The sequence below is a fragment of the Pseudomonas sp. PB106 genome, from assembly GCF_009764645.1.
Lineage (GTDB): Bacteria > Pseudomonadota > Gammaproteobacteria > Pseudomonadales > Pseudomonadaceae > Aquipseudomonas.
In genome coordinates this window covers 1-16,910 of record NZ_RWIM01000219.1, presented here as the reverse complement: position 1 = coordinate 16,910, position 16,910 = coordinate 1, and the positions used below count along the sequence as shown (strand labels likewise).

The window sequence follows — 16,910 nt, the reverse complement described above, 5'->3', positions numbered from 1 at the left end:
TCTTTTGATCTTGTTTTTAAAATCAAAATCAAAAGATCGCAGCGTGCCGCAGCTCCTACAGGGGATGTTGTGGGTTCAAGGTTCGAGGAGGTACTGGAAGCCGCCAAAGATCATCCGCTGCCCGTCAAACCCCATCGGGTTGACGTCCGGTTGCATGCGCGGGTCTTCCATCATTTTGCCCATGCCGGCATCGCGGGTCGCCTTGTCGGGCCAGACCAGCCAGCCGGACGAGACGGTTTCGCCCTCCTTGAGTTTGACCGCCATTGGAAACGACGTGACTTTGCCGTCCGGCACGTCATCGCCCCAACACTGAACCACGTCCTCTGCGCCGTATTCCTTGAACAGTTTCGCGGCGATTTCGCAGTGTTTCTTGTACTGCTCGCGATTGGCTGTTGGCACAGGCGCCACGAAAATATCGATGTAAGCCATGATCATTCTCCTTGTACGTTGGGTTCGATCTGCTGATTGGTCGATTGCGGCGGTTGCCATTCGACAGGACTCACGCCCAGGCCGACCGGCGGTTCCCCGCGAGCAGCCAAATTCCGCTCGACTTGCCCGGCCATGTGCAGCGTGCCGGCCATGACCCCGGTGGTCGGGTTCTGCACGAGTTTCAGCCAGGCCTTGTCGAACGTGTTGCCCAGACTGCTGCGGATCAGCGCCTCACTGTCAGGCCGGTCATTGGCCTGGATGATAGCGCGAACACCCGCCACGCCCACTGAAATCAGCCCGCCGGCAAGCTTGCCGGCAGCGGCGGCCACCGCACTGGCCGCACCACGCGGGGCCATTTCCGCTTCCATCCGTTGGCTCGCGCGTTTCGCCACCGGGGCCATACCCGCGTCAGTCGAAGCAATGCCCTTGGCGCCGCCCTCGGTGTGGATCTTGTCGATCAACGCCGCGTAGGCCGGCAGGGTGTTCAACGGCTCTGTGCTGATCACTTGAAATAGCGATGCATCGCGTGCCGGCGGCGGGCCAAGAGCGATGGCCGGGACTTTCTGCAAATGCCCGTTGAGCTGACCGATGGGCACGCCATGGCGCTGGGCGATGAGCGGCATTTGCTGGGCCATCAACTGCGCATAGAACGCCGTGGCCTGGCCGAGAATCGCGTCCGGGTCGATCTCCACCGCCACTGGCGCGAGGACCTTTTCCTGATATTGCTCAAGCAGATACGCCGCCAGTCGCTTGGCCGAAGCGTCCTGTTCGCCGCCGGCATTGATCGTGTACCAACTGACCTTCATCGACAGCCATTCCTGGGTCCAGTAGCTGCTGAACCACGGGATGAAATTTTCTTCAGTTTGCTGATAGACGCGAGTGCGCCAATGTTCCATCGAACCACGGGCGAACAGCTTGACCTGTTCGGTGGACTGCTGCGAAGCGCTGACGATTTCGCGGTCGATCTGCTGCCAGGTCGCTGGCGAGACGAACACGGCCTGCGGCGCTGATACCGGTGCCCGCGCCGAGGTGGCGCAACCGGCCAGCAGCAACAGTGCGGCGACGAGCAGCGCACGCGGGTTCACGGTAGGGGTTTCCTTCACATTGGGAGGGTGCAGATTTGAGTATAGGTGGGTCAATTCAGCCTGATGTTGGATGTACCGGCCTCATCGCTGGCAAGCCAGCTCCCACACGGATTTCCAGCGACCGCAGATTTTATGATCACCTCAGAACCTGTGGGAGCTGGCTTGCCAGCGATGAGGCCATCAGCAGCACCACAAAAACCCAAACCATCACTGCTATCGATATTCACCATCGCCACGATTGCCTTCCGCCCACCGCCCATCGAAGGCACGATTAACACATCCGAAACACAACGAGGAGTTCACAACATGATTCACACCCACGTCACACTCTCCGTGAGTTTCCCGGTGTTCGGCAGCAACTATTACGGTCAGCACGCCGTGTCGCACAAGGCTCAGGCGCTGGTGTTCAACGAAGATTTCGAAGATCTGCTGATGCCTGCCGCGAGCAATCACTTCAGCAATGAAGTGGTCGGCATCAACGATCAGTTCCGATTTCTGAGCGACATTCTCGCCACCCATTTGCTGGACATCGAGGCCTCCGTGCCTGCGCGATCCAGCGTCCGGGCGAGCGCTCACTTTTAATCGAGGGCAATGACAGAGGGCGTTCCTTTTCGGGAACGCCCTCTTCTTTATTCAGTCAGTCCCGATCACGGTAATAGCGGCGCCCGTCGCGATGATCATCGCGATCATCCCAGCGCCGGTCATGGTCGTAATCACGGCCATGATCGCGGTCATAGTGCCGGCCATGGCGGTGGTCATCATCAAAATCCGCCACACAGCCACCGAGCAATACGGCGGCGGTCACGGTCAACAGCATCGTTGTAGCGCGCTTCATTCAACACTTCCCTAAAACCAAGGTCTTGACGACGGAATCAGCCACGCTGCCCGCGCCTTCAGGACGCGGTGCGCGCAGCCGCAGATACGACCGGGCAAATCGGCGTTGATTCACTGGCCACTAGCGACCGTTTGTCGCCCCGCCGTCCCTGCGCGGACGGCGGCGAAATGCCACCTATACTCCTTGCAACCAAGCCCCACGCAATGGATCTGCGCCCTCAATAACAACAAGCAGAGGTGGACCATGGTCTGGCAGCAAATCTACGACCCGTTCGGCAATCCGGTGATCTCCACACTCATGGCCGCGGTGCCGGTGGTGGTGATGCTCGCGGCGCTGGCGTTCTTCCACGTCAAGGCGCACCTGGCGGCGTTGCTGGCGCTGGCATCGGCGTTGTTGATCTCGATCTTCGCCTTCGGCATGCCGGCGAGCATGGCCGGTTCGGCGGCGTTGTTCGGTGCGGCGAACGGCTTGCTGCCGATTGGCTGGATCGTCCTCAACATCATCTTTCTGCATCGCCTGACCACCGAGAACGGTTCGTTCAAAGTGCTCCAGGACTCGCTGGCGCGGATCACCGACGACCGCCGTTTGCAGCTACTGCTAATCGCCTTCTGCTTCGGTGCATTCTTCGAAGGCGCGGCCGGCTTCGGCACGCCGGTGGCGGTGACCGGGGCAATTCTGATCGGCCTCGGTTTTTCGCCGTTGGCGGCGTCCGGTCTGGCGCTGATCGCCAACACTGCGCCGGTCGCATTCGGTGCACTCGGCACGCCGATCATCACCTTGGCCAAAGTCACCGGGCTGGATGAGATGGAGCTGTCGATGATGGTCGGCAGGCAGTTGCCATTCTTCTCGGTGTTGGTGCCGTTCTGGTTGATCTGGGCGTTTGCCGGCTGGCGCAAAATGCTCGAGATCTGGCCGGCGATTCTGGTGGCCGGGGTGAGTTTCGCCGTGCCGCAGTTTCTGGTGTCGAACTACCACGGGCCGATGCTGGTGGACGTGATCGCTGCATTGATTTCCATGGCCTGCCTGACCCTGTTTCTGAAGGTGTGGAAACCGGCGACCATTCACACGTCGGCGGCGCTGTCTGGGCGGGTCGACAACTCCAAGGTCGAAGAGGAAAAAGTCACCGCCAGCGCGGCTTTCAGCGATCAGGCGCGCCCGGCAGTAATGCGTGCGTGGATGCCGTGGATCATCCTCACCGTGTTCGTGTTTGCCTGGGGCACCCAGGGGTTCAAGAACATGTTCGACACCCGCCCGGCGCTGGATCCCGTCACTCAGTCCGCCAAGCTTGATCCGCAAGGCAAACCGCTGCGTGAGGCCAACCCGATTTTTGCCCCGGCCGTGACCTTCACCCGCCTGCACCTGCAAATCGAAAAAGTCCCGCCCGTGGTCGCCGCGCCGAAAGCGGAGGAAGCGGTGTACAAATTCACTTGGCTCACCGCGACGGGCAGCGGGATTCTGCTGGCGGCGATTGTCGGTGGCCTGTTGATGGGCTACTCGATCCCGCAATTGTTCAAGCAATACCTGCGCACGCTGTGGGTGGTGCGGTTTTCGCTGATCACGATTGCGGCGATGCTGGCGCTGGGGTTCCTCACGCGCTATTCGGGGCTCGACGCGACCATGGGCCTGGCGTTTGCGGCGACGGGGATTTTCTATCCGATGTTCGGCACGTTGCTCGGCTGGCTCGGCGTAGCGCTGACCGGTTCGGATACCGCGTCGAATGTGTTGTTTGGCGGCTTGCAGCGAGTCACCTCGGAACAGCTCGGGATCAGCCCGGTACTGATGGCGGCGGCGAACAGTTCGGGTGGGGTGATGGGCAAAATGGTCGATGCGCAATCGATCGTGGTCGCTTCTACCGCCACCCGATGGTACGGACATGAAGGCGAAATTCTGCGCTACGTGTTCTTCCACTCGATTGTGCTGGCGATACTCGTCGGCGGGTTGGTGACGTTGCAGGCGTATGTGGCGCCGTTTACCTCGATGGTGGTTGGCGGGCATTGAGGTTGGATGCGCTGGTCCCATCGCTGGCAAGCCAGCTCCCACAGGGTTGCATGTTGTGCATGAGACTGTGTTCACACCAAAAATCTCTGTGGGAGCTGGCTTGCCAGCGATGGGGTCATGGCATTCGACACTTATGTTGGCTGACAAGACGCTATCGCGAGCAGGCTCACTCCTACAGGGAGTTGTGCTCAACCTGCGATTAATGAGCCACACGCATAACTCTATAGCGAAAATCCGCAAAAACCTTTTCCGCTCTTCAACGGTCACTCCTTAACGAGACCGGCGATCACGCTGGCTGCCCGCTTGGGCCGTTCACCCCTAGCTGCCCTGATGAAGAGAGAAAAGGAATCGAACCATGACGATTTCCCGACGCAGATTTCTGATCCTCGGCGCCGTCACCGCCACGGCGTTCGCGATGCCGCCGTTTATCAGCCTCAAGGCCTACGCGGCCAACCTGGAGCAACCGGCCATGAGCAAAGTGACGATCAACGTCAACGGCAAGCCGTGTGCGCTTGATGTCGACACCCGCACCACCCTGCTCGATGCCCTGCGTGAACACCTGCAACTGTCCGGCACCAAAAAAGGCTGCGACCACGGCCAGTGCGGCGCCTGCACGGTGATCGTCGATGGTCGGCGGATCAATTCCTGCCTGACCCTGGCGGTGATGCACGAAGGTAGCGAGGTCACCACCATCGAAGGCCTCGGCATGCCGGATAAACTGCACCCGATGCAAGCCGCGTTCATCAAGCACGATGGCTATCAGTGCGGTTATTGCACGCCGGGGCAAATCTGCTCGGCAGTGGCCGTGATCAAGGAAATCCGTGACGGCATCCCCAGTCACGTCAGTGAAAGCCTCACCGAGGCGCCGCAGCTGATCGCCCGTGAATTTCAAGAGCGCATGAGCGGCAACATCTGCCGGTGCGGCGCCTACTCGAACATCATTGAAGCCATCAGTGAAGTCGCGGAGGTGCCAGCATGAGACCGTTCAGTTACAGCCGTGCTGATTCCCCCGCTGCCGCTGCGCAAGCGGCGCAGATTGAAGGTGCGAGGTTCATTGCCGGCGGCACCAATCTGCTCGACTTGATGAAACTCGACATCGAAACGCCGCTGCACCTGATCGACGTCAATCATCTGGGACTTGATCAAATCGAAGCCACGCCCGAGGGCGGTTTGCGCATCGGCGCACTGGTGCGCAACACCGATCTGGCGGCCGACAACCGCGTGCGCAAGGACTACGGATTGCTCTCCCGCGCCTTACTCGCCGGGGCTTCCGGCCAATTGCGTAACATGGCGACGACCGCTGGCAATCTGCTGCAACGCACGCGCTGCCCGTATTTCTACGACACCAATCAGGCCTGCAACAAACGCCAACCCGGCAGCGGCTGCTCGGCGATTGGCGGGGTCAGTCGTCAATTGGGGATCATCGGCGTCAGCGAGGCGTGCATCGCCACGCACCCGAGCGACATGGCCATCGCCATGCGCGCACTCGATGCGCAGATCGAAACGGTCAAACCCGATGGCAGCACGCGCAGCATCGCCATGGCCGATTTCCATCAGTTGCCGGGCACTACGCCGAACATCGAAACCAGCCTCACACCTGGCGAATTCATCACTGCCGTGACCCTGCCCGCGCCGGTTGGCGGCACGCACATTTATCACAAGGTGCGCGATCGCTCGTCGTACGCCTTTGCACTGGTGTCGGTCGGTTTGATTCTGCAAAAGGACGGCAGCGGCCGCATCGCCGTCGGAGGCATCGCGCCGAAACCATGGCGCGTCGAAGCCGCCGAAGCCTTGTTGCCCAAAGGTGCCAAAGCCGTCAGCGAACGTCTGCTCGACGGTGCCACGCCGACCCATGACAACCAATTCAAACTGACCCTGGTCGAGCGCACGCTCGGTTCGGTGTTGGCGCAAGCGAGGGACGAGGCATGAAATTCGACACGCCGGCCACCACCAACCCGATTGACCAGTTGAAGGTCATCGGCAAACCCACTGACCGCGTCGAAGGTCCGTTGAAAACCAGCGGTCAGGCGCCGTATGCCTACGAGCAACATGAGGCGGTGGCCAATCAGGCTTACGGTTTCATGGTCGGCTCGGCCATCGCCAAAGGGCGGATCAACAACATCGATCTGGATGACGCCAAAGCCGCGCCCGGCGTACTCGCCATCGTCACCGCCGCCAACGCCGGCAAACTCGGCAAGGGCAAATACAACGCCGCGCCGTTATTGGCCGGGCCGGAAATTCAGCACTATCACCAGGCCGTGGCGCTGGTGGTTGCGGAAACGTTCGAGCAAGCCCGTGCTGCCGCGCAAATGGTCAAGGTTGATTACGTCACCGCCGAAGGCAAGTTCGATCTGGCCAGCGTGCGCGATCAAGGCGTTGAGCCAAAAGACGAGTTGCCCGATGTCAAACACGGCGATTTCGCCAAGGCTTTTGCCGCCGCACCGGTGCAGTTCGACCAGACCTACACCACGCCGGATCAGTCCCACGCGATGATGGAACCCCACGCCACGTTAGCGGCTTGGAAAGGCGATCAACTGACCCTGCGGACGTCGAATCAGATGATCGCCTGGAGCGTCGGCGACATCGCCACCACCCTCGGTTTGCCCAAGGAAAAGGTGCGCTTGATCTCGCCGTACATTGGCGGCGGTTTTGGCGGCAAATTGTTCGTGCGCGCCGACGCCATTCTCGCCGCCCTCGGCGCGCGGATGGCCGGCAGACCGGTGAAAGTTGCCCTCGCCCGCCCGCAAATGGCTAACAACACCACCCACCGTCCCGCCACCATTCAGCACATTCGCATGGGCGCGACGGCGGACGGCAAACTCACGGCGATTGCTCATGAAGGCTGGTCGGGCAACCTCGCCGAAGGCAAGGTCGAAGTCGCCGCGCAGCCGAGCCAATTGTTGTACGCCGCGGAAAATCGTTTGGTCAGCATGCGCCTCTCACCGCTGGACCTGCCGGAAGGCAACGCCATGCGCGCACCCGGTGAAACCCCGGGGCTGATGGTGCTGGAAATCGCCATGGATGAAATGGCCGAGCAGCTCAAACTCGACCCGATCCAGTTCCGCATTCTCAACGACACCCAGGTCGATCCGGTGAAAACCGAACGACCCTTTTCCCAGCGCCGACTGATCGAATGCCTGCAAACCGGCGCCGAGAAATTCGGCTGGGACAAGCGCAATCCGCAACCCGGCGCGCGTCGCGAAGGTCGTTGGCTGATCGGCATGGGCGTGGCGGCGGCGATTCGCAATAACTTGCTGGTCAAATCCGGCGCGCGGGTACGCCTGGAACGCGATGGCAAGGTCACGGTGGAAACCGACATGACCGACATCGGCACCGGCAGCTACACGATCATTGCGCAGACCGCCGCCGAGATGATGGGCGTGGGCCTGAAGGATGTGACGGTGCATCTGGGCGATTCGAGCTTCCCGGTGTCGGCTGGCTCCGGCGGGCAATTCGGCGCCAACTGCTCGACGGCTGGCGTCTACGCGGCGTGCATGAAACTGCGCGAGGCGGTGGCTGGCAAATTGGGTCTGGCTGCCGATCAGGCGGAGTTCGTCGATGGTCAGGTCCGGGTAGGCGACAAGCATGTGCCGCTGCGCAACGCCGCGCAAAACGGCGCGATCACGGCCGAGGACAGCATCGAGTTTGCCGACCTTGCCGAGCAGTATCAGCAGTCGACGTTTGGCGCGCATTTTGTCGAAGTCGCGGTGGATGCAGCCACTGGCGAAGTGCGGGTACGGCGAATGTTGGCGGTGTGTGCAGCAGGGCGAATTCTCAACCCGAAAGCGGCGCGCAGTCAGGTCATCGGCGCGATGACCATGGGCGTCGGCGCGGCGTTGATGGAAGAGCTGGCCGTGGACAAGAAGCTTGGCTTTTTCGTCAATCACGACCTGGCCGGATACGAAGTGCCGGTGCATGCCGACATTCCCCATCAGGAGGTGATTTTCCTCGATGAAACCGATCCGATCTCGTCGCCGATGAAGGCCAAGGGTGTCGGTGAGTTGGGGATCTGCGGGGTGAGTGCGGCGGTGGCGAATGCGATCTACAACGCCACCGGAGCGCGTGTGCGGGAGTATCCGATCACGCTGGACAAAATCCTGTCGTCACTCCCCGAGATGATCTAAACAAAACCCCTGTAGGAGCTGCCGCAGGCTCGGGACGCGATCGGACGATCTTTGGATCTTGTTTTTGAGATCAAAAGATCGTCCGATCGTGGCCCGAGACTGCGGCAGTTTCTCCATGGACAGTTTTTAGTCGATCTGTGGGTATTGCTCGGCACTCACCTGTTCCATCCACTCCACCACCTTGCCATCCAGCATTTCAGCAATGGCGATGTGGGTCATCGCCGTGGTCGGCGCGGCGCCATGCCAATGCTTGGCGCCCGGCGCAATCCACACCGTATCGCCGGGGCGAATCTCGCGAACCGGTTGCCCCCATTCCTGCACAAATCCTAAGCCAGCCGTGACGATCAACGTCTGCCCCAACGGATGCGTGTGCCACGCCGTCCGCGCGCCAGGCTCGAACGTCACCGTCGCACCGCTGACCCGCGCGGCATCCGAACCTTTGAACGGCGCATCGACGCGCACCGTGCCGGTGAACCAATCTGCCGGGCCACGGGCCGAAGGTTGCGAGCCATTGGGCGTCACGGTCACGCGCGGTTGTTCATTGGCCTGCACCTCACCCGCCAGCAGGGAAAGGGTCAACGCAGAAGCAGCAATCGGGTTCATGTGATGTCCTCCAGTTTATGAATGGCTCCACTTTAACCACCCGAACTCTTTAGATAATCGACTAGAATTCGAAAAAACTTATGCAGGACACTCATTAATGCTTCGGGAAAACGCCACCGATTTGCTCGCCTTCCTCGCCGTGGCCCGCGAGCGCAGCTTCACCAAAGCGGCGGCCAAACTCGGCGTCTCGCAATCGGCGCTGAGCCACACCATTCGCGCACTTGAAGCGCGCCTCGGCTTGCGTCTGCTGACCCGCACCACCCGCAGCGTTTCTCCCACCGAGGCCGGCGAACACCTGCTGCAAACCATCGGCCCGCGTTTCGAAGAGATCGAAGTGGAACTGGCCGCCCTGAGCAACCTGCGCGAAACACCGGCGGGCAAAATTCGCATCAACGCCACCGACCATTCGCTGGACTGGCTGCTGCGCCCGGTGCTCAAAGACTTCCTGCCCAAGTACCCGGACATCTCCGTGGAAGTCAGCTGCGATTACGGTTTCGTCGACATCGCCGGCCAGGGTTTTGACGCCGGCGTGCGCCTGGGCGAAGACGTCGCCCAAGGCATGATCGCCACGCGCATCGGCCCGGACATGCGCATGGCGGTGGTCGGCTCGCCGGGCTATTTCGCCCGCCGCCCTGCCCCGCAAACCCCGCGCGACCTGACCAATCACGCCTGCAACAACCTGCGTCTGCCCACCAACGGCGGGCTCTACAGCTGGGAGTTCGAGAAGGATGGCGAAAGCCTGAAAGTGCGCGTGAACGGGCAAGTCACCCTGAACGGCGTCTATCCGTTGCTGGATGCCGCCCTGGATGGCTTTGGTCTGAGCTACATCCCGGAAAACATCGTTGCACCCTATCTGGCCGATGGACGCTTGCTGCAAGTGCTCGAAGACTGGTGCCCGACATTTGCCGGCTATCACCTGTATTACCCGAGCCGGCGCCAGGCGGCACCGGCGTTTGCTTTGTTGCTGGAGGCGTTGCGCTATCGCGGTTGATCGGGTCCAGCGCCTTGCTCGGTAGAAGTAGAGCTTGCTCGCGAAGAGGCCATATCAGTCGATACTTTCGTTGACTGATAGACCGCTTTCGCGAGCAAGCTCGCTCCCACACAGAATCACCGTCAGTTCTGGGCAGCTCGTTTAAGGCTGGGGATCAAAGGCGCAGTTTGACTAGCCGGCTTCTCAGTTGGCGTCACTTGCACAGCAGGCTCCTCCACCTCGCCATTCAGCGCTTTGTGCATCTTCTCGGTATCCAGCGCGCCCACCCATTTGGCGATGGCCATGGTGCCGACGCCGTTGCCGATGGTGTTGGTGATCGCACGAGCCTCCGACATGAATCGGTCGACACCCAGCAACAACACCATACCCGCCACCGGAATGGTGCCGAGTGAGGCCAGTGTCGCCGCGAGAATGATGAACCCGGAACCGGTCACCCCCGCCGAGCCTTTGGAGGTGAACATCAGCACCGCCAGCACGATCAATTGATCGGCCAGGGTCAGCGGCGTGTTGGTCGCCTGCGCGATGAAGATCGCAGCGATGGTGTAATAGATCGCCTGCCCGTCCGGGTTGAAGGTCAGTCCCGACGGGATGATCATCCCGGCCACCGGTTTCGAGACGCCGGCTTTTTCCATCTTCGAGATCATCTGCGGCAGCACCGATTCCGAAGAGCTGGTGCCGAGCACCGTGAACAGCTCTTCCTTGATGAATTTGAGGAACTTCCACAGGCTGAAACCGCTGTAGCGACAGATCGGGCCAAGCACGAAGACCACGAACACTGCGCATGTCAGGTAGACGCAGGCCATCAGTTTGCCGAGAGAAAACAGCGAACCGAAGCCGTATTTGCCGATGGTGAACGCAATGGCACCGAACGCACCAATCGGCGCCAGGCGCATGACCATGTTGACGATGCGGAACATGCCCTGCATCAGGCTTTCCAGCGCATCGACGAACACTTTGCCGCGCGGCCCGACATGCGCCAACGCAATGCCCAGCAGGATCGAGAACAACAGGATTTGCAGGACATTGCCCTTGGCGAACGCATCGACAATCGTGTCAGGGATAATACCCATCACAAAGTCCATGAACGACGCGTGTTTGGCCGCCGTGGTGTAGGTCGCCAGACTGCTGGTGTCGAGGCTGGCGACATCGACGTTCATGCCGGCACCGGGCTTGAACACATCGACCACAATCAGGCCGATCACCAGGGCCAAGGTTGAAACGACTTCGAAGTAAATCAGGGCACGAAAACCGACCCGACCCAATTCCTTCATGTTTTCCATGCGCGCGATGCCGGTGACCACGGTGAGAAAAATCACTGGTGCCAGAAGCATTTTGATCAGTTTGATAAAGGCATCGCCCAAGGGTTTGAGCGCGGTGCCGGTCTCGGGCACCAGCACGCCGATGAGTGCGCCGAGGATCACGGCGACGAGGACTTGCACGTACAGTTTGCCGAATATTCTTTTCATGACAGGGCCCTGATTTTTTATTGTTGTCAGGAAATGCCAAGGGGTCGCAGAACCCCTCGACGTTGTGCCGCAGTACTGTTTTGAATCGGGGAAAATCAGCGATTGATCAGGGCAATCACCGCGTCGGTGACCTGACGCGTGGTGGCCGTGCCGCCGAGATCCGGGGTGTGCAGGCCGCTCTCGGTGACCGCTTCAATCGCCGACATCAACTGCTTCGCGGCGGCCTTTTCACCCAGGTGCTCAAGCATCATTGCCGCTGTCCAGAAGGTCGCAATCGGGTTGGCGACGCCTTTACCGGTGATGTCGAACGCCGAGCCGTGGATCGGTTCGAACATCGACGGGAAATTGCGCGATGGATTGAGGTTGGCGGTCGGCGCAATGCCGAGGCTGCCGGACAGCGCCGCCGCCAGATCGGACAGAATATCGGCGTGCAGGTTGGTGGCGACGATCACATCCAGCGTCGATGGTTTGAGCACCATGCGCGTGGTCACGGCGTCGACCAGTTCCTTGTCGATCTTGACGTCGGGGAAGTCCTTGGCGACCTCGTAGAAAATCTCGTCCCACAGCACCATGCCGTGGCGCTGGGCATTGGATTTGGTGACCATGGTCAGGTGCTTGCGCGGACGGCTTTGTGCCAACTGGAAGGCAAAACGATGGATGCGCTCGACGCCGGCCCGGGTGAACACCGATACCTCGGTAGCGACCTCTTCCGGCAAGCCTCGGTGTACGCGACCACCGTTGCCCGAATATTCGCCCTCGGAGTTTTCCCGCACCACCACCCAGTCAATCTGCTCGCCGTTGTGCAGCGGGCTTTTCACCCCCGGCAACACCCGCGCCGGACGCACGTTGGCGTATTGGTCGAAGCCTTGGCAGATCGGCAGGCGCAGGCCCCACAGGGAAATGTGATCGGGCACGTTGAGCGCACCGACCGCGCCAAAGAAAATCGCATCGAAGGTTTTCAGCTCTTCGAGCCCGCCTTGGGGAATGTAGTGACCGTTTTTCAGGTAATTGTCAGAGTTCCAGTCGAAGTGTTTGAACTTCAGCTCAAAGCCGGATTTCTTCGACAGGGCCTGCAGCACTTCGACGCCTGCAGCGATCACTTCCACGCCAATACCGTCGCCGGGCACCGCTGCAATGTTGTATGCGCTCATGGTCAACTCCACTCTTTTCACGTTTTTGTTTTGCCTGCCGTACAAGGCTGTCCGGCGGGGTGTGATCGGAGTATATGTAGTGACCTGAAAGCTGTGAGTTACCGCAAATCACTACATCCATAACTTTGAGTTACGAATGAGCCAGACCCTCGATTTGTCGTTTTTCCACTTGCTGGCCAACAAAGGCAGCCTCGCCGCCACCGCCCGCGAACTGGGCGTCACGCCGCCCGCCGTGAGCAAACGCCTGACGGCGCTGGAGGCACGACTGGGCGTGCGTCTGGTTAATCGCACCACGCGCTCAATGAGCCTGACCGCTGAGGGCGAGTTGTACTTCTCCCATGCCGCGCGGATTCTCACGCAGATCGACGAGGTCGAGCAGTTGATCGGTGCCAGTCGGGCGACACCGAAAGGACTGATTCGGGTTAACGCCTCACTGGGTTTTGGCCGACGTTATATCGGCCCGGCGCTGGCGGCGTTTTTCGCGCAATACCCGGAGGTGGAGATCCAGCTGGAAATCAGTGACCACCCGCTGGATCTAGCGACGCACGGATTTGATCTGGGCATCCGTTTCGGCACTTTGCCCGACGCGGCCTTCCATGCCCGCAAGATCGCCTCAAACCGACGCTTGCTCTGCGCCTCGCCGCTGTATCTGGAAAAGCATGGCGTGCCGCAAAAACTCGCCGACCTGCAGCAGCACAATTGCATCTTCCTGCGCCAGAACGAAACGCCTTACGGGGTGTGGAGTTTCGCAAACGGCGGGCGCACTCAGAACATCAAGGTACGCGGCGCTCTGGGCTGCAATGACGGCGAAGTAGCGTTGAATTGGGCGCTGGAAGGGTTTGGCATTCTGCTTCGCGCCGAGTGGGACATCGCCCGCTACGTGCGCAGCGGTCGCTTGCGTCTGGTGCTGGAAGATCAGACGCCAACGCGTGCCGACGTCTACGCCGTGTATCCACAACAACTTCATCTCTCCGCGCGGGTGCGCAGCCTGATCGACTTTCTCGTAGAGCGTTTCAAACACATCGACAACCTGGACAGCTCCGGCGATCAGCCCACCAACGCAATCAACTGATGCCGCTGCGCATCGGTGAGCATCGGCCCGAACCCGGCCTTGACGTTGTCGGCCATGTAACGCGGATTGCTCGTCCCTGGAATCACGCACGTCACCGCCGGATGCGCCAGGAGAAATTTCAGCGCCAGTTGCGGCCAGCTGTTGACCTGTACATCCGACACCCATGCCGGCAGCGGTTTGCCTTTGAGCCGGGCGAGCAGATCGCCGCCGCCAAACGGTCGATTGCAGATTACTGCCACGCCGCGCTCGCGGCATAACGGCAGGATGCGTTTCTCCACGCCACGGTCATCGAGAGCGTAGTTGATTTGCAGGAAATCCAGTTGCTCAGCCTTCAGCACTGCTTCGACTTCGTCATAGGCGGAGGCGGTGTAATGGGTGATGCCGATGTAGCGGATGCGCCCCTGCTCTTTCCATTCGCGCAGGGTCGGCAGGTGGGTTTGCCAATCGAGCAGGTTGTGGATCTGCATCAGGTCGATGCGCTCGGTGCGCAGCAGGCTGAACGACTGTTCCATCTGCGCGATGCCCTCCTCACGGCCGCGGGTCCACACCTTGGTGGCAAGAAACGCCGGAGAACGTGGTTCGTGGATCGACAGCAATTCGCCGGTGGTCTGTTCGGCGCGGCCATACATGGGCGAGCTGTCGATTACCGTGCCGCCCTTGGTGAACAATTCATCGAGCACTGCCGGCAACTGCCGATAGACCGGGTCGCCCGGCGCGACGTCGAAACCGCGATAAGTGCCCAGCCCCACCATGGGCAACGATTCGGAGCTGGAGGGAATGGCGCGGGTCTGCATGGCTTGGCCTCGGGTGGTCGCGGGTGGCGTGGCAGTGGCCAACGCCCGATTCAAGGTGAAGACCGCCGAAACCCCGGCAGCCAGCGAGAGCAATCGGCGACGGGAGTAACCCTCAGTGTGGCTCATGCTGGTTCCCCTGCTGCGTGAATCTGTTGCATGTTGTGTGCGCAGGCTGCCCGAGCGAATCGCTGGACTACACTGCGACAGCGAACCTTCTCACCCCGTTAAAAGTAGCCGAATGTCCCGAACCCTGATGTCACTCGTCGTTTTGATCGTGGCCGTGTACCTGCTGCTGTGTGCGGCGCTGTTCTTTCTTCAGCGTTCACTGATCTACTTTCCACAACCCGCTGCCGTGGCGTCGGCGGACTCGCGGTTGAAACTGTCGATGCCGGATGCCGAAGTGTGGGTGAGCACCCGCGAGCGCACCGGGCCGCGGGCGCTGATCTATTTCGGCGGCAATGCCGAGGACGTGTCGCGCAATCTGCCGGAGTTTGCCGAGGCGTTTCCCGATTACGCGCTGTATCTGCTGCACTATCGGGGTTTTGGCGGCAGCGGCGGTTCGCCGTCCGAAGAGGCAATTGCCGAAGATGCGTTGGCGCTGTTCGATCAAGTGGCTGTCAGTCATCCGCAAATTGCCGTGGTCGGACGCAGTCTTGGTTCCGGTGTGGCGGTGCGTCTGGCCAGTCAGCGGCCAGTGCAAAATCTGATTCTGGTGACGCCTTACAACAGCCTCGAAGAAATCGCTGCGAAGCAATATCCGTGGGTGCCGGTGCAGTGGTTGCTCAAGGATCGTTTTGAATCGGGCAAGTATGCCGCGCACATCCGCGTGCCGACGTTGCTGCTGGCGGCCAGCGATGACGAGGTGATTGCGCGGGACAGTACGCAGCGCTTGCTGGAAAATTTCCCCAAGGGCGTGGCGGTGCTCAAGGTGGTGCCAGGGTCGGGGCATAACTCGATTTCAGACCAACCGCAGTATTTGCAGTGGATGGGGGACGTGTTGAATCGCTGATGAATTCTGCATTTGAGTAATGTGGCGCTTTCAATGACCCCATCGCGAGCAGGCTCACTCCTACATTTGAAATGCGTTCCAATGTAGGAGTGAGCCTGCTCGCGATAGCGTCTTTCGGCGCAACTATAATTCTGCCAGATCGCACTTTTCGTCGCCCCGCCACAAAAGCCTCTCTATTGCCCTTGAACCAAGTCCAAGCCGCGAGATAGGCGAAAATATCGCCGCCGGACAGAGTTCGCCGGGCAGAGCCATGGCCGGCTGGCTGGCGAGCCCCGGGCATTGCGCCAACCTGATGAACCCGATGTTCACCCAGGTCGGCGCCGGGTTCGCCAGCGAATCGCGCAGTGATGAGGGGGTTTACTGGACGATGGTGTTTGGGGCGCCTTGATTTTCAGGTGATGCAGCGGGCCCCATCGCCAGTGCAGGTGCAATGAATCACTTGGGCCGACGCACCGCTCGCACCCGCCCGCTACCGCCGCCCCCCGCAATAAAACCGCTCGCCACCATCGGCCTCCAATCCGGAAACGCTAATTCCGTCGGGCATCTTCGGGCTTCCCAGCACTTCGCCATCCTGCGGGTCAATGCGCCGCAATTCGCTTTCATCACCCTCACAGGTGCCGTGCCACAGCGCGCCGTCCACCCAGGTCACACCGGTGACAAAACGGTTGGATTGCAGCGTGCAGGCGTGTTCGATTTCGGCGCTCAGCGAAGGGATGTCCGCCAACTCGGCGGCTTGTTGCGCACGCGTCAGCGTGATCTGTGCTGTGTGCGCCTGCACCCTTCGTAGGGCGAGGCCGGCGGCCATCAGCTCATGCACGGCGCGCAGAACCGGCGGCAGCACTGTCGGGGTCAGTTTGCCGCGCAGCGCCAGTGCCGGCGGATCTTCACGCAATGCTACAAGCTTCAATGCCGCCAGCGGATCACCGCCAGCCAGCGCCCGCCCAGCGGCATTAATCAGCGAATCCATGGGGAATTCATCGTCGTGGGCACTCCGTTACACGGCCGTGAAATTGAGTTTAATACCGACCGGCAAACGCGTTTAAAACCCCTTGATAGCACTTTGGTATTCCTGCACCATCGGCAAAGCTTTTCCACGGAAGGAGTCAGGCATGCTGGACGCAAACGCTACCCACATTACCTTTTCGCTCGAAGCCGTTTCCACTGACCTGCAGGTGCTGAGTTTTGTTGGCCGCGAAGCCATCAACCAGCCGTTCTGTTTCGACATAGAACTGGTCAGCGCCCGCCCCGACCTGAAACTCGAAGAACTCCTGCACAAACCCGGCGTGCTGACCTTCGGCGCCACCGGCGAAGGCACGATCCACGGCCTGGTCTATCGCATCGAGCAAGGCGATT

General features: G+C 60.6%; 15 protein-coding genes and 3 pseudogenes. 10 read left to right on the top strand and 8 right to left on the bottom strand.

Annotated features, from left to right (window positions below):
• Positions 1 to 75: 75 nt before the first annotated feature.
• Together EJA71_RS26480 and EJA71_RS26475 are read right to left on the bottom strand one after the other, a co-directional pair.
• On the bottom strand, positions 76 to 429 hold the full coding sequence (locus EJA71_RS26480; protein ID WP_158960932.1) for a DUF1428 domain-containing protein: 354 nt from the start codon (positions 427 to 429) through the stop codon (positions 76 to 78).
• A gap of 2 nt (positions 430 to 431) precedes the next feature.
• A complete protein-coding gene (locus tag EJA71_RS26475; RefSeq protein ID WP_158960930.1) occupies positions 432 to 1,514 on the bottom strand; it encodes a hypothetical protein in 1,083 nt (360 codons plus the stop codon).
• 306 nt (positions 1,515 to 1,820) lie between these two features.
• On the opposite strand from EJA71_RS26475, the gene EJA71_RS26470 reads away from it, so the two are divergent.
• Positions 1,821 to 2,096: a hypothetical protein gene (locus EJA71_RS26470; protein ID WP_158960928.1), complete on the top strand. Its 276-nt coding sequence runs from the start codon at positions 1,821 to 1,823 to the stop codon at positions 2,094 to 2,096.
• Positions 2,097 to 2,151: 55 nt separating this feature from the next.
• Here the strand turns inward: EJA71_RS26470 and EJA71_RS26465 are convergent, their stop codons facing one another.
• Entirely contained in the window at positions 2,152 to 2,349 is a 198-nt protein-coding gene (locus EJA71_RS26465; RefSeq protein WP_158960926.1) for a hypothetical protein, read from the bottom strand.
• 243 nt (positions 2,350 to 2,592) lie between these two features.
• Between EJA71_RS26465 and EJA71_RS26460 the strand changes: the two genes are divergently transcribed.
• The 4 genes from EJA71_RS26460 (at position 2,593) to paoC (ending at position 8,471) form a co-directional block, all read left to right on the top strand.
• Positions 2,593 to 4,347, top strand: a complete 1,755-nt coding sequence (locus EJA71_RS26460) for an L-lactate permease (RefSeq protein WP_158960924.1) — start codon at positions 2,593 to 2,595, stop codon at positions 4,345 to 4,347.
• A 355-nt stretch (positions 4,348 to 4,702) separates the two neighbouring features.
• Positions 4,703 to 5,326: an aldehyde dehydrogenase iron-sulfur subunit PaoA gene (paoA, locus tag EJA71_RS26455; protein WP_158960922.1), complete on the top strand. Its 624-nt coding sequence runs from the start codon at positions 4,703 to 4,705 to the stop codon at positions 5,324 to 5,326.
• The gene (locus EJA71_RS26450; protein ID WP_158960920.1) at positions 5,323 to 6,276 is read left to right on the top strand and encodes a xanthine dehydrogenase family protein subunit M; all 954 of its coding nucleotides are present in this window, start codon (positions 5,323 to 5,325) and stop codon (positions 6,274 to 6,276) included. The genes paoA and EJA71_RS26450 overlap by 4 nt, the downstream gene beginning before the upstream one ends.
• Positions 6,273 to 8,471, top strand: a complete 2,199-nt coding sequence (gene paoC, locus EJA71_RS26445; protein ID WP_158960918.1) for an aldehyde oxidoreductase molybdenum-binding subunit PaoC — start codon at positions 6,273 to 6,275, stop codon at positions 8,469 to 8,471. Before EJA71_RS26450 ends, paoC begins: the two co-directional genes overlap by 4 nt.
• 126 nt (positions 8,472 to 8,597) lie before the next feature.
• Here paoC and EJA71_RS26440 read toward each other — a convergent pair whose 3' ends face one another.
• Positions 8,598 to 9,074 (bottom strand): cupin domain-containing protein, encoded by a 477-nt coding sequence (locus EJA71_RS26440; protein ID WP_158960916.1) that lies wholly within the window; start codon positions 9,072 to 9,074, stop codon positions 8,598 to 8,600.
• Between the two features lie 97 nt (positions 9,075 to 9,171).
• Here EJA71_RS26440 and EJA71_RS26435 point away from each other — a divergent pair, with 97 nt between their 5' ends.
• Positions 9,172 to 10,065 carry a LysR family transcriptional regulator gene (locus EJA71_RS26435; protein WP_158960914.1) on the top strand — a complete coding sequence of 298 codons (894 nt, stop codon included), beginning with the start codon at positions 9,172 to 9,174 and terminating at the stop codon, positions 10,063 to 10,065.
• Positions 10,066 to 10,187: 122 nt separating this feature from the next.
• Here the strand turns inward: EJA71_RS26435 and EJA71_RS26430 are convergent, their stop codons facing one another.
• A complete protein-coding gene (locus EJA71_RS26430; protein ID WP_158960912.1) occupies positions 10,188 to 11,531 on the bottom strand; it encodes a dicarboxylate/amino acid:cation symporter in 1,344 nt (447 codons plus the stop codon).
• A 95-nt stretch (positions 11,532 to 11,626) separates the two neighbouring features.
• Entirely contained in the window at positions 11,627 to 12,682 is a 1,056-nt protein-coding gene (locus tag EJA71_RS26425) for a tartrate dehydrogenase (RefSeq protein ID WP_158960910.1), read from the bottom strand.
• Positions 12,683 to 12,818: 136 nt separating this feature from the next.
• Here EJA71_RS26425 and EJA71_RS26420 point away from each other — a divergent pair, with 136 nt between their 5' ends.
• On the top strand, positions 12,819 to 13,754 hold the full coding sequence (locus EJA71_RS26420) for a LysR family transcriptional regulator (protein ID WP_158960908.1): 936 nt from the start codon (positions 12,819 to 12,821) through the stop codon (positions 13,752 to 13,754).
• On the opposite strand, the gene EJA71_RS26415 is transcribed toward EJA71_RS26420, so the two are convergent.
• On the bottom strand, positions 13,730 to 14,674 hold the full coding sequence (locus tag EJA71_RS26415; protein ID WP_178113754.1) for an aldo/keto reductase: 945 nt from the start codon (positions 14,672 to 14,674) through the stop codon (positions 13,730 to 13,732). The two genes, EJA71_RS26420 and EJA71_RS26415, sit on opposite strands and share 25 nt — an antisense overlap.
• 112 nt (positions 14,675 to 14,786) lie before the next feature.
• Here EJA71_RS26415 and EJA71_RS26410 point away from each other — a divergent pair, with 112 nt between their 5' ends.
• Positions 14,787 to 15,557 carry an alpha/beta hydrolase gene (locus tag EJA71_RS26410; protein WP_158960906.1) on the top strand — a complete coding sequence of 257 codons (771 nt, stop codon included), beginning with the start codon at positions 14,787 to 14,789 and terminating at the stop codon, positions 15,555 to 15,557.
• Between the two features lie 97 nt (positions 15,558 to 15,654).
• Positions 15,655 to 15,945 (top strand): annotated as a pseudogene (locus EJA71_RS26405) (CAP domain-containing protein); the annotation flags it as partial.
• A gap of 47 nt (positions 15,946 to 15,992) precedes the next feature.
• Here the strand turns inward: EJA71_RS26405 and EJA71_RS27450 are convergent.
• Positions 15,993 to 16,362, bottom strand: a pseudogene (locus tag EJA71_RS27450) (glutaminyl-peptide cyclotransferase).
• Positions 16,363 to 16,666: 304 nt separating this feature from the next.
• Between EJA71_RS27450 and EJA71_RS26395 the strand changes: the two are divergent.
• Positions 16,667 to 16,910: pseudogene (locus EJA71_RS26395) on the top strand (type VI secretion system tip protein VgrG); the annotation flags it as partial.

Bases quoted from the DNA above. Each gene is read 5' to 3' on its own strand.
- EJA71_RS26450 (WP_158960920.1), top strand. From the start codon at position 5,323: ATGAGACCGTTCAGTTACAGCCGTGCTGATTCCCCCGCTGCCGCTGCG.
- EJA71_RS26425 (WP_158960910.1), bottom strand. From the start codon at position 12,682: ATGAGCGCATACAACATTGCAGCGGTGCCCGGCGACGGTATTGGCGTG.
- EJA71_RS26440 (WP_158960916.1), bottom strand. From the start codon at position 9,074: ATGAACCCGATTGCTGCTTCTGCGTTGACCCTTTCCCTGCTGGCGGGT.
- EJA71_RS26410 (WP_158960906.1), top strand. From the start codon at position 14,787: ATGTCCCGAACCCTGATGTCACTCGTCGTTTTGATCGTGGCCGTGTAC.
- EJA71_RS26480 (WP_158960932.1), bottom strand. From the start codon at position 429: ATGGCTTACATCGATATTTTCGTGGCGCCTGTGCCAACAGCCAATCGC.
- EJA71_RS26460 (WP_158960924.1), top strand. From the start codon at position 2,593: ATGGTCTGGCAGCAAATCTACGACCCGTTCGGCAATCCGGTGATCTCC.
- EJA71_RS26420 (WP_158960908.1), top strand. From the start codon at position 12,819: ATGAGCCAGACCCTCGATTTGTCGTTTTTCCACTTGCTGGCCAACAAA.
- paoA (WP_158960922.1), top strand. From the start codon at position 4,703: ATGACGATTTCCCGACGCAGATTTCTGATCCTCGGCGCCGTCACCGCC.
- EJA71_RS26415 (WP_178113754.1), bottom strand. From the start codon at position 14,674: ATGAGCCACACTGAGGGTTACTCCCGTCGCCGATTGCTCTCGCTGGCT.
- EJA71_RS26435 (WP_158960914.1), top strand. From the start codon at position 9,172: ATGCTTCGGGAAAACGCCACCGATTTGCTCGCCTTCCTCGCCGTGGCC.
- EJA71_RS26465 (WP_158960926.1), bottom strand. From the start codon at position 2,349: ATGAAGCGCGCTACAACGATGCTGTTGACCGTGACCGCCGCCGTATTG.
- EJA71_RS26470 (WP_158960928.1), top strand. From the start codon at position 1,821: ATGATTCACACCCACGTCACACTCTCCGTGAGTTTCCCGGTGTTCGGC.
- paoC (WP_158960918.1), top strand. From the start codon at position 6,273: ATGAAATTCGACACGCCGGCCACCACCAACCCGATTGACCAGTTGAAG.
- EJA71_RS26430 (WP_158960912.1), bottom strand. From the start codon at position 11,531: ATGAAAAGAATATTCGGCAAACTGTACGTGCAAGTCCTCGTCGCCGTG.